The sequence below is a fragment of the Streptomyces sp. NBC_00400 genome (assembly GCF_036048035.1).
Taxonomy (GTDB): Bacteria; Actinomycetota; Actinomycetes; order Streptomycetales; family Streptomycetaceae; genus Streptomyces.
On the sequence record NZ_CP107940.1, the window covers coordinates 4,536,761 to 4,552,108 of the forward strand.

Annotated in this window: 15 protein-coding genes; 9 read left to right on the top strand and 6 right to left on the bottom strand. The window is 69.6% G+C overall.

Translation table 11 applies throughout. The annotated features are described in order from the left end of the window. Positions 1-93 precede the first annotated feature (93 nt). The 7 genes from hemL (at position 94) to ccsB (ending at position 7,907) form a co-directional block, all read left to right on the top strand. Positions 94-1,419 (top strand): glutamate-1-semialdehyde 2,1-aminomutase, encoded by a 1,326-nt coding sequence (gene hemL, locus OHS81_RS19765; protein ID WP_328386046.1) that lies wholly within the window; start codon positions 94-96, stop codon positions 1,417-1,419. 58 nt (positions 1,420-1,477) lie between these two features. Continuing rightward, complete coding sequence (locus OHS81_RS19770; RefSeq protein ID WP_088798494.1) at positions 1,478-2,158, top strand: histidine phosphatase family protein; 681 nt, start codon at positions 1,478-1,480, stop codon at positions 2,156-2,158. A gap of 146 nt (positions 2,159-2,304) precedes the next feature. Then, positions 2,305-3,534, top strand: a complete 1,230-nt coding sequence (locus OHS81_RS19775; RefSeq protein WP_328386047.1) for a hypothetical protein — start codon at positions 2,305-2,307, stop codon at positions 3,532-3,534. A gap of 77 nt (positions 3,535-3,611) precedes the next feature. Further along, positions 3,612-4,226: a TlpA family protein disulfide reductase gene (locus OHS81_RS19780; protein WP_328386048.1), complete on the top strand. Its 615-nt coding sequence runs from the start codon at positions 3,612-3,614 to the stop codon at positions 4,224-4,226. Between the two features lie 4 nt (positions 4,227-4,230). Next, complete coding sequence (locus OHS81_RS19785; RefSeq protein WP_328386049.1) at positions 4,231-4,992, top strand: cytochrome c biogenesis CcdA family protein; 762 nt, start codon at positions 4,231-4,233, stop codon at positions 4,990-4,992. A 3-nt stretch (positions 4,993-4,995) separates the two neighbouring features. Next, positions 4,996-6,825, top strand: a complete 1,830-nt coding sequence (resB, locus tag OHS81_RS19790; RefSeq protein ID WP_328386050.1) for a cytochrome c biogenesis protein ResB — start codon at positions 4,996-4,998, stop codon at positions 6,823-6,825. After that, on the top strand, positions 6,822-7,907 hold the full coding sequence (ccsB, locus tag OHS81_RS19795; RefSeq protein WP_328386051.1) for a c-type cytochrome biogenesis protein CcsB: 1,086 nt from the start codon (positions 6,822-6,824) through the stop codon (positions 7,905-7,907). Before resB ends, ccsB begins: the two co-directional genes overlap by 4 nt. Before the next feature lie 93 nt (positions 7,908-8,000). Here ccsB and OHS81_RS19800 read toward each other — a convergent pair whose 3' ends face one another. The 5 genes from OHS81_RS19800 to OHS81_RS19820 all read right to left on the bottom strand — a co-directional run bounded on the left by OHS81_RS19800 (position 8,001) and on the right by OHS81_RS19820 (position 12,073). Further along, positions 8,001-9,428, bottom strand: coding sequence for an alkaline phosphatase family protein (locus OHS81_RS19800; RefSeq protein ID WP_328386052.1), 1,428 nt, complete (start codon positions 9,426-9,428; stop codon positions 8,001-8,003). Positions 9,429-9,642: 214 nt separating this feature from the next. Then, positions 9,643-10,320: a DUF4291 domain-containing protein gene (locus OHS81_RS19805; protein ID WP_328386053.1), complete on the bottom strand. Its 678-nt coding sequence runs from the start codon at positions 10,318-10,320 to the stop codon at positions 9,643-9,645. Positions 10,321-10,556: 236 nt separating this feature from the next. Beyond that, positions 10,557-10,895 carry a DUF6968 family protein gene (locus OHS81_RS19810; RefSeq protein ID WP_328386054.1) on the bottom strand — a complete coding sequence of 113 codons (339 nt, stop codon included), beginning with the start codon at positions 10,893-10,895 and terminating at the stop codon, positions 10,557-10,559. Between the two features lie 120 nt (positions 10,896-11,015). Further along, entirely contained in the window at positions 11,016-11,561 is a 546-nt protein-coding gene (locus OHS81_RS19815; RefSeq protein WP_443058731.1) for a nucleoside deaminase, read from the bottom strand. A gap of 89 nt (positions 11,562-11,650) precedes the next feature. Continuing rightward, entirely contained in the window at positions 11,651-12,073 is a 423-nt protein-coding gene (locus tag OHS81_RS19820) for a PLD nuclease N-terminal domain-containing protein (protein ID WP_328386055.1), read from the bottom strand. A gap of 87 nt (positions 12,074-12,160) precedes the next feature. Between OHS81_RS19820 and OHS81_RS19825 the strand changes: the two genes are divergently transcribed. Together OHS81_RS19825 and mqnP are read left to right on the top strand one after the other, a co-directional pair. Next, entirely contained in the window at positions 12,161-13,618 is a 1,458-nt protein-coding gene (locus OHS81_RS19825; RefSeq protein ID WP_328386056.1) for a menaquinone biosynthesis decarboxylase, read from the top strand. Next, on the top strand, positions 13,618-14,520 hold the full coding sequence (mqnP, locus tag OHS81_RS19830) for a menaquinone biosynthesis prenyltransferase MqnP (protein ID WP_328386057.1): 903 nt from the start codon (positions 13,618-13,620) through the stop codon (positions 14,518-14,520). Before OHS81_RS19825 ends, mqnP begins: the two co-directional genes overlap by 1 nt. Before the next feature lie 218 nt (positions 14,521-14,738). Here mqnP and OHS81_RS19835 read toward each other — a convergent pair whose 3' ends face one another. Then, complete coding sequence (locus tag OHS81_RS19835; RefSeq protein WP_328386058.1) at positions 14,739-15,335, bottom strand: rhomboid family intramembrane serine protease; 597 nt, start codon at positions 15,333-15,335, stop codon at positions 14,739-14,741. Positions 15,336-15,348 lie beyond the last annotated feature (13 nt).

Consider the following 15,348-nt stretch of genomic DNA (forward strand, 5'->3'; position numbering starts at 1 on the left):
GTGAACCGAGCGGCGCCCGCAGGCGTATCGCGAGGCAGATTCCCGCCTCCCTAGTCAGCAGGGCCGCGCCCGAGCGCCGCCCACCCGCCGTTTATGCAGGTCAGGATCACAGTGTCTTTTCCGTATGAAGCCCCTGTTTCGCAGTCGCTCTTCGACCGTGCGTCCGCCGTGACGCCGGGCGGCGTCAACTCTCCGGTGCGGGCGTTCCGCGCCGTGGGCGGTACGCCCCGGTTCATGGTGTCCGGTACCGGTCCGTACCTCACCGACGCCGATGGCCGTGAGTATGTCGACCTGGTGTGCTCCTGGGGGCCGATGATCCTCGGCCACGCGCACCCCGAGGTGATCGCCGCGGTCCAGGAGGCGGTCGCCCGCGGTACGTCCTTCGGCACGCCCGGCGCGGGCGAGGTCGAGCTGGCCGAGGAGATCGTGGCCCGGATCGAGCCGGTCGAGCAGGTGCGGCTGGTCTCCAGCGGCACCGAGGCGACGATGTCGGCGATCCGGCTGGCGCGCGGGTTCACCGGCCGGCCGAAGGTGATCAAGTTCGCGGGCTGCTACCACGGGCACGTGGACGCGCTGCTGGCCGCGGCCGGTTCGGGCGTGGCGACCCTCGGGCTGCCCGACACGCCGGGGGTGACGGGGGCGCAGGCCGGCGACACGATCGTGCTGCCGTACAACGACCTCGAAGCGGTGCGGGCCGCGTTCGCCGCGCACCCGGGCGAGATCGCCTGTGTGATCACGGAGGCGGCGCCGGGCAACATGGGCGTGGTGCCGCCGCTGCCGGGCTTCAACCAGGGCCTGAAGGACCTGTGCGCCGGCAACGGGGCGCTCTACATCTCCGACGAGGTGATGACCGGCTTCCGTGTCAGCAAGGCCGGTTGGTACGGCATTGACGGGGTACGTCCGGATCTGATGACGTTCGGCAAGGTCATGGGCGGCGGCTTCCCGGCCGCGGCCTTCGGCGGCCGCGCGGACGTCATGGCACACCTCGCCCCGGCCGGCCCGGTCTACCAGGCGGGCACCCTGTCGGGGAACCCGATCGCCACCGCCGCGGGCGTCGCGCAGCTGCGGCTGCTGGACGACGCCGCGTACGAGAAGCTCGACGCGGTCTCCGCGGAGGTGCGGGGTCTGGTCACCGCCGCGCTGGCGACGGAGGGCGTGGCGCACCGGCTCCAGGTCGCGGGGAACATGTTCACGGTCTTCTTCACGGATGCCGAGGTGACCGACTACGACGCCGCCAAGGCGCAGGAGTCGTTCCGCTTCACCGCCTTCTTCCACTCGATGCTGGCGCAGGGCGTCTACCTCCCGCCGTCCTCCTTCGAGTCGTGGTTCGTCTCGACCGCGCACGACACGGCGGCCGTCGAGCGCATCGCCGCCGCCCTGCCGGCCGCCGCACGGGCCGCGGCCGCGGCGACGGCCTGAGGACACCTCCGGCGCACGGGCCGGCGACTGCTTGCCGACGACTGAATGAATGGGTGACATGAGCAGCGAAGACATCACCGTGGTGCATCTGATGCGGCACGGCGAGGTGCACAACCCCGACGGCGTGCTCTACGGGCGCCGGCCCGGCTACCACCTCTCCGAGCTGGGGCGGAAGATGGCCGACCGGGTGGCGGAGCACCTTGCGGGGCGGGACATCACGCATGTCGTCGCCTCGCCGCTGGAGCGTGCGCAGGAGACCGCGACGCCGATCGCCGGTGCGCACGGCCTGGAGCTGGCCACCGACGAGCGGCTGATCGAGGCGGCCAACGTCTTCGAGGGGAAGACCTTCGGGGTCGGTGACGGTGCGCTGAAGAAGCCGGGGAACTGGAAGTACCTGACGAATCCGTTCCGGCCCTCCTGGGGCGAGCCGTACCTCGAACAGGTCGTGCGGATGATGGCGGCGCTGGGCGCGGCACGGGACGCGGCGCGCGGGCACGAGGCGGTGGCGGTCAGCCATCAGCTGCCGATCTGGATCGTGCGCAGCTTCGCGGAGCGGCGGCGGCTGTGGCACGACCCGCGCAAGCGGCAGTGCACGCTGGCCTCGCTGACGTCGTTCACCTTCCACGGCGACAAGATCGTTTCGGTGGGCTACAGCGAGCCCGCGCGCGACCTGGTTCCCTCCCATCTTCTGGCCGGCGCCAAACCGGTCAAGGGAAAGGCCAAGGCTTTCGGTGCCTGACGGCACATCACTTGGCGGAATGTCACGTGCAGGCAAAATAACCTGTCCAGGCGAATAACTCGTCACCCCGACGCTCGACATGCCCTCCTCTCCAATGTCCGTTTATATGGATATTGAGTTCGGCGAGCACGGATGGGGACGAGGGTATGCGCGCGATCAGCCGGCGAAACCTGCTGGGTATGGGAGTCGGTGCAGCCGCTGCGCTGGGCATCGCCGGCTGCTCGTCGACGGATTCGGACGGCGCGGGGGCGGACAGGCAGCGGGTCAAGGGGTCGGTCCAGGCCCGGGCGAAACTCATCGGTGACGGTTCGACAGCATATTCCGGCGCGCAGCCCCATCAGCCCAAGGCGCCCGAACGGCTCGAGCCCGGTCAGACCCCGCCGCAGTTCGTGGTCTTTTCCTGGGACGGGGCCGGAGAGGTCGGCAACGGCCTCTTCCCCCGTTTCCTCCAGCTCGCCAGAGATCACGGCGCGGCAATGACCTTCTTCCTCTCCGGTCTGTATCTCCTGCCCGAATCCCAGAAGCACCTCTACGACCCGCCGAACAACGAGCAGGGCGCCTCCGACATCCCCTACCTCAGCGACGACCACATCAAGGAGACGCTGAAGTACGTGCGGGAGGCCTGGCTGGACGGCCACGAGGTCGGCACCCACTTCAACGGGCACTTCTGCGGCAACGCCCCGACCTCGGTCAAGTACTGGACACCCGGGCAGTGGCAGTCCGAAATCGACCAGGCGATGGACTTCGTCACGAGGTGGCGCACGAACACCGGCTTCACCGACCTCGAACCGCTGCCCTTCGACTACCGCAAGGAATTGGTCGGCGGCCGCACCCCCTGCCTGCTGGGCCAGAAAAACCTGCTGCCCACCGCCCGGGAACTCGGCTGGCGGTATGACGCCAGCTCGCCCGGCGGTATGCAGATGTGGCCGCGGAAAAAGCGGGGCCTGTGGGACTTCCCGCTCCAGCTGATTCCGTTCCCGGGGCACAGTTTCCAGGTGCTCTCGATGGACTACAACATGCTCTTCAATCAGTCGAAGAACTCCACACAGGCTCCGCCGGCCAACTACCCGGGCTGGCGGCAGCAGGCCACCGACGCATATATTTCCGGATTCCGCCGGGCCTACGAGACCAATCGCGCGCCGTTCTTCATCGGCAACCACTTCGAACAGTGGAATGGCGGCATCTACATGGATGCCGTCGAGGAAGCGCTCAAGCACATTGCCAATGAGCAGAACAAAGATGTCCGCCTGGTGTCGTTCCGGCAGTTCACCGACTGGCTCGACGCACAGGATCCGCAGGTGGTGAGCAAGCTCCAGGAGCTGCCCGTCGGAGCGCGGCCGGACGGCGGCTGGAAGTCGTATTTGTCGGCGGCCTGACAGATACCGGCGGGCGGCGGCGGGACGTCGGAGGGGGGCGCGGAAGATCCGGAATGGGCCCATGCGAAACTTTTCACATGAGTGCTTGCCGCGCCCCACGCCGCCTCACGAGCCGCCGCCGCATCACCCTGCTCGCCGCAGGGGCAGCGGTCGCTTCGCTGACGCTCAGCGCCTGCGGCGACGGCGCCTCCGGCGGCTCGTCCCAGACCCGGTTCGTCCAGGGCAAGAACGGCATCGACACCGTCACCAAGGACGAGCGGCAGCCGGCCCCCGATCTTTCGGGTGAGACCACCACCGGCAAGAAGCTGGACGTCGCCGACTACAAGGGCAAGGTCGTCATCCTCAACGTCTGGGGATCATGGTGCGGGCCCTGCATCGCCGAGGCGCCGAACTTCGCCAAGGTCGCAAGCGAGACCAAGGGCAAGGGCGTCCAGTTCGTCGGGATCAACACCCGCGACTCCGAGAAGTCGCAGGCCACCAGCTTCGAGGAACAGCACAAGGTGCCCTACCCGAGCCTGTTCGACCCGACCGGCCGGCTGATGCTGCGCTTCCCCAAGGGCAGCCTCAACCCGCAGTCCATCCCCTCCACGATCGCCATCGACCGGCACGGCAAGATCGCCGCCCGCTCGATCGGCCCGCTCGCCGAGGACGATCTCCGCAAGATGATCACCCCGCTGATCGCCGAGAAGTGATCACGTGATCGCGCTCGCCGCCGCCGCGGAAAACCAGACCGTCCTCAACGGGACCCTGCTCGCCGCCGTCCCCCTCGCGCTCGTCGCCGGACTCGTCTCCTTCTTCTCGCCCTGCGTCCTGCCGCTGGTGCCGGGCTATATGTCGTACGTCACCGGCGTCACCGGCACCGACCTCGGCGAGGCCCGGCGCGGCCGGATGCTGGCCGGCGCCGCGCTCTTCGTCCTCGGCTTCACCGCCGTCTTCGTCTCCGGCGGCGCGCTCTTCGGGTTCTTCGGCCAGACCCTGCAGCAGTACAAGGACGTCGTCTCGCGGGTCCTCGGCGTGCTGATGATCCTGCTCGGGCTGGCGTTCGCCGGTGTCCTCAAGCGCTTCGGACAGCGCGAACTGCGCTTCCACATGAAGCCCGCGATGGGACTGGCCGGCGCGCCGGTGCTCGGGGTGCTCTTCGGCGTCGGCTGGACGCCGTGCCTCGGCCCCACCTTCGCCGCCGTCAGCGCCCTCGCGTACTCCGGCGCCAGCGCCGGCCGCGGCGCCCTGCTCACCGTGGCGTACTGCCTCGGCCTGGGCGTGCCCTTCATCGTCGTCGCGCTGGCCTTCCGCCGGGCACTCGGCGCCTTCGGCTGGGTCAAGCGGCACTATCTGTGGGTGATGCGGATCGGCGGCGGGATGATGGTCGCCCTCGGCATCCTCCTCGTCACCGGCATCTGGGACAGCCTGATGTCCGAGCTCCAGAGCTGGACGCAAAGCTCCACCGTTGGGATCTGATTGATGTCCACCAAGACCGACACCCCCCGCGACCCGGGCTCCGCCGCCGACGCGGGCAGTGATCTCGGCGCGGCCGGATCCCAGCTCTCCACCGCGCCCACGGAAGACGTCACCTTCCCCTCGCTCGGCCCGCTCGGCTGGGCACGCTGGTTCTGGCGGCAGCTGACCTCGATGCGGGTCGCGCTGCTGCTGCTCTTCCTGCTGTCCATCGGCGCGATCCCCGGCTCGCTGATCCCGCAGACCAGCGTCGACCCGGTCAAGGTCGACCAGTTCAAGGCCGATCACTCCACCCTCGCGGGCATCTACGACAAGCTCGGGATGTTCCACGTCTACAGCTCGGTGTGGTTCTCCGCGATCTACCTGCTGCTGTTCATCTCGCTGATCGGCTGCATCGTGCCGCGCAGCTGGCAGTTCGTCGGACAGCTCCGCGGCCGCCCGCCGGCCGCCCCGCGCCGGCTGACCCGGCTGCCCGCGTACACCACCTGGCGCACCGAGGCGGACCCCGAGGACGTCCTCGACGCGGCGCAGCGGCTGCTGAAGAAGCGGCGCTTCCGCGCCCACCGGGACGCCACCGCGGTCGCCGCCGAGAAGGGCTACCTGCGCGAGGTCGGCAACCTCGTCTTCCATGTCGCGCTGATCGTGATGCTGGTGGCGTTCGCCGTCGGCGGCCTGTGGAAGTCCGAGGGCAACAAGCTGGTCACCGAGGGCGACGGCTTCGCCAACAGCCTCACGCAGTACGACGAGTTCAAGTCGGGACCGTTCTACGACACCGACGACATGGACCCGTTCGGCTTCAAGCTCGACCGCTTCGACGCGACGTACGAGCGGACCGGGCCGCAGCGGGGCACCCCGCGCACCTACCGGGCGCAGATCTCCTACTTCCTGGGCGCGGACGGCAAGCAGCACCACACCGCGATCGAGGTGAACAAGCCCCTCGACATCGCGGGCAACCGGGTCTACCTGCTCTCACACGGCTATTCCCCCGTCGTCACCGTCAAGGACGGCCGCGGCAAGACCGTCTTCCACGGCGCCACGGCCTTCCTGCCCGCGGACCCGAAGAACCTCACCTCGACCGGTGTGGTGAAGGTGCCCGGCGCGCAGACCGAGGACGGCAAGCGCAACCAGCTCGGCTTCCAGGCCATGTTCGTCCCGACGTTCGGCGGCCGCGGCACCGGCTCGATGTTCTCGCAGTTCCCGGCGCTGGACTTCCCCGTGCTCTCGGTCAACGCGTACCACGGCGACCTGGGCCTGGACTCCGGCCTGCCGCAGAGCGTCTACAAGCTGGACACCAAGCGCCTCAAGAAGTACCAGGACGGCAAGGGCGGCATCCTCAAGAAGATGCTGCTGCCCAAGGACCGCGTGGAGCAGCACGCGGGCTCCAAGAACAAGGCCGCCGTCCGCGCCGCCGAGGCACAGACCACGATGAAGCTGCCGAACGGCGAGGGCTCCATCACCTTCGAGGGCGTCAAGAGCTGGGCCAGCTTCAAGGTCTCCCACCAGCCCGGCAACGGCCTGGCGCTGACCGGCGCGGTCGCCGCCCTGCTGGGCCTGGCCGGGTCGCTGTTCATCCAGCGCCGCCGGATGTGGGTCCGGGCGGAGAAGGGCGCCGACGGCGTCACCGTCGTCGAGATGGCCGGGCTCGGCCGCAGCGAGTCGGCCCGGCTGCCGGAAGAACTCGGCACTCTCGCCGGGGACCTGTTCCCCCAGGCCCCGCCGGCCCCGGACGCCCCGCCCGCTCCCGACGCCCCCGCCCCTGCCCACGACACCGAAGACCCCGCGGAGCCCACTGACTCTGACGGACCTGCTGACCCCTCCGAAGGAGCGCGCGCGTGAACATCGCTGCCGCAGCCAACGAGACACTGGCGCACAACAGCAACATGCTGGTCTATTCCGCGATGGCGGTCTATACGCTCGCCTTCCTCGCGCACATGGCCGAGTGGGTGTTCGGCAGCCGCAGCAAGGTCGGCCGCACCGCCGCCGCCCTGACCGCACAGTCCACGGCGTCCGCGACGGTCTCCGTGCAGACCTCCTCCTCCGGCGGCACGGCCGTCCTGGAGCGGCCCAAGGTCGTCACCAAGTCCGTCGCCGGCAGCCGCGACGTCCCCGACGGGCCGGGCGCCGCGGGCGACACCGAGAAGGGCGACCTCTACGGGCGGATCGCCATCTCGCTGACCGTCCTGGCCTGGGCGCTGCACGTGGGCGGCGTCCTCACCCGCGCCCTGTCCGTGGAGCGTGCCCCCTGGGGCAACATGTACGAGTTCTCCACGACCTTCGCCGCGGTCGCCGTGGGCCTCTACCTCCTGCTGCTCGCGCTCGGGAAGAAGGTCCGCTGGATCGGGCTGCCCCTGGTCACCAGCGTCCTGCTCGACCTCGGGCTGGCCGTCTCGGTGCTCTACACCGCCAGTGACCAGCTGGTGCCCGCGCTGCACTCGTACTGGCTGTGGATCCACGTCAGCTGCGCGATCATCTCCGGCGCGGCGCTCTACCTCGGCGCCGTCTCCACCCTGCTCTTCCTGTTCCGCGACTCCTACGAGAGCAAGCTCGCCGACCCCGCGGGCAAGCAGCCCGGCGCCTTCGCCTCGTCCGTACTGGAGCGGCTGCCCTCGGCCGCCTCGCTCGACAAGTTCGCCTACCGCGTCAACGCCACCGTCTTCCCGCTGTGGACGTTCACCATCATTGCGGGCGCCATCTGGGCCGAGGCCGCATGGGGCCGCTACTGGGGCTGGGACCCCAAGGAGGTCTGGGCCTTCATCACCTGGGTCGCCTACGCCTGCTACCTGCACGCCCGCGCCACAGCCGGCTGGAAGGGCCGCAAGGCCGCCTACCTGGGCCTGATCGGTTTCGCCTGCTACCTGTTCAACTACTACGGCGTGAACATCTTCGTGACGGGCCTGCACTCCTACGCGGGAGTCTGATCCGCACACCCCCGGTGCCGTACGGGACGCCTCCACACGAGGCCGGCCCGTACGGCACCGTCGTTTCCCGGGGAGAGAAGGACATCCGGCCGGCTACCGCCGCCTGCGCCGCCCGCGCTCCTGGCGCGGCGGCTGCTGCCCCGCCCCCGGCAGCGTCGGCTTCGGCAGGTTCGCCACCTCCCACTGCGCCTCGACCAGCTGCTCGGCGGTGTCACGGGGCAGCCGCGGCGGGCGGGGCGCCCGGTGCCGGAAGCCGAACGCCGACGTCAGATCGCCGAAGGCAGCCCGCCGCCAGTCGCTGATGTTCGGCTCTTCCACACCCGTCCAGCGCTCCAGGAACTGCAGCACCGAGGTGTGGTCGAAGGGGTCGCCGGCGGCCCAGCCGCCCACCGTCCACGGCGAGATGATCAGACACGGCACACGGAACCCGCCGCCGATCGGCAGGCCCCGGACGAACTCGTCCTTGGTCCCGGCCGGCGGCACCGGCGGCGGCACATGATCGAAGAGCCCGTCGTTCTCGTCGTAGTTCAGGATGAAGACCGTCTTGGCCCACAGCCTCGGGTTGGACGCGATCGCCTCGATCTTCTTCGCGACATAGTCGGCGCCGGCGGCCGGCAGATAGTCCGGGTGCTCGGACTGGTGGCTGGTGGGGATCAGCCACGACACGGCCGGCAGCCGGCCGGCCCGGGCATCGTCCTCGAACGTCCCGGCCGGCAGCGCCCGCATCCCGCGCTCGTACAGCGGCTCACCCGGCTTGGCGTCCCGGAAGGTCTGGAACTGCTCCAGCAGGTTGCAGCCGTAGTCGTCCTCCTCCTGGTAGACCTTCCAACTGATCCCGGCCGCCTGCAGCCGCTCGGCGTAGGTCGTCCAGCGGTACGGCTTGGGCGCGGTGTTGTTCAGCACCGGACCGCCCAGGGTGCCGCCCGGGTCGAGGGTGCCGGTCATCCAGTACAGCCGGTTGGGCCAGGTCGGGCCGAAGACCGAACAGAAGTAGTTGTCGCACAGCGTGAACGCCTCGGCGAGCGCGAACTGGAAAGGGATGTCCGCACGCGTGTGATAGCCCATCACATACGGCCCGTTGATCCCGTCGGCCTTGCGGTGCGCGGGCAGCCAGCGGTCCATCTTGCCGCCGTTCCACGCCTCGTGCTGCACCGACCAGGCATGGCTGGTGGAGGGGATGGCCTGGGCGCTGGTGGTGTGCGTGTTGAGGCGGAACGGCAGCAGATAGCCGTCCGGGTTCTCCGCGTCCGGCTGATGGAAGACGGACCGGCCGTCCGGCAGCGTCAGCGCGTCCGGGTCGGCGAAGCCACGGACGCCGCGCAGGGTGCCGAAGTAGTGATCGAAGGACCGGTTCTCCTGCATCAGCATCACGACGTGCTCGACGTCGTGCAGCGAACCGTGACGCGCCGGTCCGGCGGCGACGGCCTTTTGCACGCTGGGCGGCAGCAGCGACAGCGCGGCGGCGCCGCCGACCGCGCCGGCCGCCGAGCCGAGGAGTCTGCGTCGGGTCATGTCGGGCATATGTGCCACTCTCCCTGAGTCGCGTGAGCCCTCAGTGGGCCGACATGACTGTGGCGGCGGGCGAGTTTCCCGGGCAGGGGGAGGTTGCTGAACGATGCATCAATTGGCTGTGAACGGTCGAGAGTTGGCCGGGGACCGCTACGTCCCGTACGTCACACGCACCAGTGCCCGGCGGACCGTGCGGCGGCCGGATCTACGCGTCCGGAAAGGTGTATCAGGACACGCGGCCGAGCCCCGGAGTTCCCCCGGGTGCCGGGTAGGGGCGCTCCTCGGGCAGCAGCGCGGCGGCCGCCGCCCTCTCCCCGGCACGCACCAGCGCATGGATCTCCCGGGCCAGCGGCGTGACATCCGTGATCGCCACCGTCCACTCGTCGGCATACCGGCGCGACGCCTCCCCCGCCAGCCCCAGCTGCAGCGACCGGTACGGCAGCGCCTGCAGCCGCAGATCCCGCTCCGGATCCCACTGCACCCGCGCCGGCGACTCCTTCAACTCCCGCTGCCAGGCCTTGCGGTCGGCGTGCTCGTCGGGGTCGTGATGCGACAGACAGGAGTTCCGCAGCGCCCAGTCGAACCCGGCCCGCTCGATCTCCACGGCGAGCACGGTCTCCTGGTCGGCCTTGGCACCCCACCCGCAGCGGTACATCATCCACAGGAACGAGGGCTTGATCCATGTCATCCGCTCCCGCTTCCAGGCCGCGGGGAACCGCCCGTCCCGCGCCGCCGGAACCCCCAGCGCAGGGGAGTACGCCTGATAGACGGTCACGGTCGCTTCGGTGTACAGGGCGCGGATGCGGCGGGATGGTTCGGTGGGGCGGGCGGGGATGTGCCCGGCCTCTACGGGGGCGTGCTCGGCCTGCGCGGGGGCGCCAGGGGCTTCGGGGGTGGTGCTCATGGTGGATCATCCTGGCGGAGGGCGGGTGTGCGGGCCAGCGAATTGCGGGGCTGCGGGTGCGGCAGGCCGAGAGCAGCCCTTGATCGTCGACGGCCGCCCGGTGACGTTCTGGCACTTGACCGAGGAGAGCGCCCGGAAGGCGACGTACCAGGAGCTGGGCGTGGTCCTCCGGGACCTGCACTCGCTCAGCCTGCCGGACCCGCTGTCCCCGGCACATCGAATTCTCGCGGGAAAAGCTACTCCGGTTCCGGGTAGATATTCAGGCGGCCAAGGTGGCGCTCCCCCAGCCATGACAAGGCGACGGCCCCGGTCGCTGCGCGCTCGCCCAGCTCCATTTTCAGGTGGCGCACACCCAGCAGGAAAGCTTGTAGGGAGTCAACCCCGAATGCTGCCATGACGCTTTCGTCGCCCAGGCCCAGAATCTGATGCGGACAGCACCAGTCTTCACCGGTCCCCAGAGGGTCCGGATGCGGTTTGCCGAGCTTCACCACCACGGGCGTGCGCTCGCCGTCGATGTTGATGGCCTCCAGCTCTCGCTCGGCTACCACCTCGCCGAGCTCATGGATCATCGTCATGGGTTCCCCGCCTCGTCGGCTCCAGCTCCGTGCCGCACGATAACAAGGGCCGGTCTTCGGCCCGGAAAGGGCGTCCAGAGGCATGGAAATCGCGGCCGGGCCGCCCTGCCCGACCGCCCCTCACTCGCCCCCGATGTCCTCCTGCCACAGCTCCGGCCGCTCCCCGATGAAGTCGCGCATCATCGAGGCGCAGTCGGGGTCGTCCAGGAGGATGATCCGGACGCCGTGGCGCGCCAGCCAGTCGTGGCCGCCGTGGAAGGTGCGGGCCTCGCCGATGACGACGCGGGAGATGCCGAACTGGCGGACCAGGCCGCTGCAGTACCAGCAGGGGGAGAGGGTGGTGACCATCGTGGTGCCGCGGTAGGTGCGTCGGCGGCCGGCGGCGCGGAAGGCCGCGGTTTCGGCGTGCAGGGTGGGGTCGTCGTCCTGGACGCGGCGGTTGTGGCCGCGGCCGAGGAGGGTGCCGTCCGGGCCGTAGAGGGCTGCGCCGATCGGGATGCCGCCTTCGGCGAGTCCGGTGCGCGCTTCGGCGATCGCGGTCGCCAGCATGGTGCGGGCCTGTTCCTGCACATGGGTGGGGTGGCCGGCCGGGTCGCTGTGGCCGTCGACGTGGCCGTGCAGCCGGAGTTCGTCGCGGTCCTGACCCCAGTCCTGCGTACGGTCCATGCGCTCACCGTACGCCGGGTGGCCGGTCCGGGCGTGTTCGGCGCGGACGGGCGGACGGGCGGACGACGAGCGGATGACGGGCGGAAGCCCTAACCGTGGGCGGGCGGCGGGGTGTCCTCGGGGCCGTCCGCCGCCCCGCCGCTCTTGCGCCGCAGTTCCTCCTCGCGGCGGCGCAGGTCCGCCTCCCAGTCCTTGAGCAGCGCCTCGTCCTTCTTGTTCTCGTGCCGGAGGGAGCGAAGGAACTCGGGGTTGTCGTCGGGCGCGACGAACTTCGTGCGGTGGTTGCGGTGCCAGGCGGAGGGCGTGGAGCCGCCGTCCGCCGCCGGCTGCCGCTGCTTGCCCGCCACCAGCCAGGCGACCGGGCCGACCAGCACCTCGCCGAAGAGCAGGATGATGATCACCCAGATGACCTTGGGCAGTCCGCGCACCTGGGATTCGGGGGTGTTCAGGCAGTCGATGAACGCGTAGATCCACAGTGCGAGCACCAGGAGGAACGGCAGATACCTGAGCATTGCGGACGAGCCCCCTGCGCGCGACGGCGGGCCCGCGGCGGGGCCCGGTGACCCGTCCAGGGTAGTGCGTACCCGATACTGGACGGCATGGCTTACGACGATCTTCGCTCGTTCCTGCGTGCACTGGAGCGGGAGGGCGACCTCAAGCGCATCAAGGCCGAGGTCGACCCGTATCTGGAAGTCGGCGAGATCGTGGACCGGGTGCAGAAGTCCGGCGGCCCGGCGCTGCTCTTCGAGAACGTCAAGGGCTCGGCCATGCCGCTCGCCATGAACGTCTACGGCACCGACCGACGGCTGCTGAAGGCGCTGGGGCTGAAGGCGTACGAGGACATCAGCGGCAAGATCGGCGGGCTGCTCAAGCCCGAGCTGCCGCAGGGCTTCGTCGGGGTACGCGAGGCGTTCGGGAAGCTCGCGGGGATGACGCACGTACCGCCGAAGAAGGTGAAGGGGGAGAGCGCGCCCGTCCAGGAGGTCGTGCTCCAGGGCGACCAGGTCGATCTGGACCAGCTGCCGGCGCTGTTCACCTGGCCCGAGGACGGCGGTTCCTTCTTCAACCTGGGGCTGACGCACACCAAGCACCCGGAGACCGGGGTGCGCAACCTCGGTCTGTACCGCCTGCAGCGCCACGACAAGCGCACCATCGGCATGCACTGGCAGATCCACAAGGACAGCCGCAACCACTACCAGGTCGCCGCCAAGCGCGGGGAGAAGCTGCCCGTCGCCATCGCCTTCGGCTGCCCGCCGGCCGTCACGTACGCCTCGACCGCGCCGCTGCCCGGTGACATCGACGAGTACCTTTTCGCGGGCTTCCTCCAGGGCAAGCGGATCGAGATGGTCGACTGCAAGACCGTGCCGCTGCAGGTCCCGGCGCACGCCGAGGTCGTCATCGAGGGCTGGCTGGAGCCCGGCGAGATGCTGCCCGAGGGCCCGTTCGGCGACCACACCGGCTTCTACACGCCGCAGGAGCCGTTCCCGGCGCTGACCATCGACTGTGTGACGATGCGTAAGCGGCCGCTGCTCCAGTCGATCGTGGTGGGCCGCCCGCCGACGGAGGACGGGCCGCTGGGCCGGGCGACGGAGCGGTTCTTCCTGCCGCTGCTGAAGATCATCGTCCCGGACATCGTGGACTACCACCTGCCGGAGTCCGGCGGTTTCCACAACTGCGCGATCGTCTCGATCGACAAGAAGTACCCCAAGCACGCACAGAAGGTCATGCACGCCATCTGGGGCGCGCACATGATGTCGCTGACCAAGCTGATCGTGGTCGTGGACGCGGACTGCGATGTCCACAACCTCCACGAGGTCTCCTGGCGGGCGCTCGGCAACACCGACTACGCCCGCGACCTCACCGTCGTCGAAGGCCCCGTCGACCATCTCGACCACGCCTCCTACCAGCAGTTCTGGGGCGGCAAGGCGGGGATCGACGCGACGGAGAAGTGGCCCGAGGAGGGCTATACGCGCGACGGGGGCTGGCCGCACATGGTCGAGTCCGACCCGCGGACGGCGGCGATGGTCGACCGCCGCTGGAAGGAGTACGGACTCTGATGAGCAGTGCATCCGCGGCGGTCCCGCAGCCGGGCCGCACCAAGGCCTTCCTGCGCCTGGTGATGATCGAGCACTCGGTCTTCGCGCTGCCCTTCGCCTATATCGCGTCCCTGACCGCGATGTACGAGTGGGACCGGCAGATCCACTGGGCCCGGCTGCTCCTCGTCACCCTCGCCATGGTCGGGTTGCGCACGTTCGCGATGGCCGCGAACCGGATCATCGACCGCGAGATCGACGCCCGTAACCCGCGCACCGCGCACCGTGAACTGGTCACCGGCGCGGTGTCGGTGAAGTCGGCGTGGACGGGCGCGGTGATCGCGCTCGTCGTCTTCCTGGGCGCGGCGGCGCTGCTGAACTTCCTGTGCCTGGCACTGGCGCCGCTCGCGGTGGTGCCGATGGTGGTCTACCCGTACGGCAAGCGGTTCACGAACTTCCCGCAGGCGATCCTCGGCCTGGCCCAGGCGATGGGCCCGATCGGCGCCTGGCTCGCGATCACCGGGTCCTGGTCCTGGGAGGCGGTGATCCTCGGCCTCGCGGTCGGCATCTGGATCGGCGGCTTCGACCTGATCTACGCCTGCCAGGACGTGGAGACGGACCGTGAGGTCGGGGTGAAGTCGGTGCCGGCCCGCTTCGGCATCCCGGCCGCGATCCGGGGCGCGCGTGGCTGCCACCTCGTCACGACGGCGCTCTTCGCCTGGTACGCGCTGGCGACCGGTGCGGGCGTGTTCTTCTGGCTGGGTCTGGTGATCGTGGCGGCGGCCTTCCTGTACGAGCACACGATCGTGAAACCGCACGACCTGACCCGGCTGAACCGGGCGTTCTTCCAGGTCAACGGCTTTATCGGCATCGCGCTCTTTGTGTGTGCGCTGCTGGATCTGCTGGTGCGGGGGCTGACGGTCTGAGGGGCTGAGGCTGCGGCGGTCTCTCCGTTCTTGGCGGCCCGTGCATCAGCGGGCCATTTTCACCAGGAACCGACGCTGTCCTCTCCGTGGTCTTGTCGGTGCTCTTGCCTTCCTGTGTGTGCGGCTCCCGGGGCCTCGCGTGGGCCTCTTTTACTCGCAACGATTACGGAGAGTAATCGGTTCCTGGTGAATCGGTTGCGTGGTCGGGCGTGGCCGGTCTATGTGCCGGGTCGGATACCCGCCCCGGCAAGGTCGTTGCCGCGCGGGCGCTCCCGGAAGACGAAGGCCGCCAGCACCCCGCCGATCAGCCCGAACAGATGCCCCTGCCAGCTGATCCCGTTGTCGGACGGCAGCGCGCCCCACAGGATCGACCCGTAGAGCACGCCGATGACCAGGCCGATGCCGATGTCGAGAACGCTGCGTTCGATGAAGCCGCGTACCAGCAGATAGCCGAAGAGGCCGAAGACGACGCCCGAGGCGCCCGCGGTGTTGCTGTCCGGCGCGGCGGTGAACCATACGCCCAGCCCGCTGGCGAGGATGATCAGCAGGACGACCGCGAGCAGCCGGCCGATCCCGCTGCGCAGGGCGGCGACGAAGCCGAGCAGCAGCAACGGCAGGGTGTTCGCGGCGAGATGGGCGAAGCCGAAGTGCAGGAACGCGGCGGGCACCACATCGAGCAGTTCGGCGGGCTCGCGCGGCTGGATGCCGAAGGTGTCCAGGCTGCCGCCGGTGGCGACGTCGACGCCCTCCAGCAGCCACAGCAGTGCGACCCAGCCCAGCATCAGGCAGATCGCGGGCTTCGCGCGTGATCTCATCTCCGGCCGTCCC